Source organism: Peribacillus frigoritolerans (assembly GCF_030676415.1).
Lineage (GTDB): Bacteria > Bacillota > Bacilli > Bacillales > DSM-1321 > Peribacillus > Peribacillus frigoritolerans_A.
Window position 1 is genome coordinate 1 of record NZ_JAUUTW010000107.1, and the last position, 424, is coordinate 424.

A 424-nucleotide genomic window follows, 5' to 3' on the forward strand; every position below is an offset into this window, starting at 1 on the left:
TCTTGTTCGAATTAGTTCCAGTAATGTATGACATCATTAAATGGTTAGGTGTTATCTACTTGTTGTGGTTAGCTTGGAATGCAATAAAACCAGGAGCAAGTTCAATCCTGGAGCCACAGCATTTAGCCGTAGAGTCACCAAAAAAACTATATGTTATGGGCCTTATGACAAATTTGTTAAATCCAAAAATTGCGGTCTTGTATGTTTCACTTTTACCTCAATTTATGGATCCTAATAGTGGTTCACTGCTTGTTCAAACTGCTCAATTAGGAACGGTGCAAATTTTTGTTAGCTTTTCTGTAAATTTACTAATTGTTTTATTTGCTGGGCAGGTCGCGGTTTGGGTTGGAAGAAGACCTTTTTTGGTTAAAATTCAACGTTGGTTCATGGCATCTGTTTTAGGTGCCTTAGCTGTAAACTTAGC

The 424-nt window shown here is 37.0% G+C and carries 1 protein-coding gene; it reads left to right on the forward strand.

What is annotated here, in order from left to right; genetic code table 11:
- A partial coding sequence (locus tag Q8G36_RS28670) for a LysE family translocator (protein WP_305163151.1) occupies positions 1-424 on the forward strand: 424 nt, incomplete at both ends.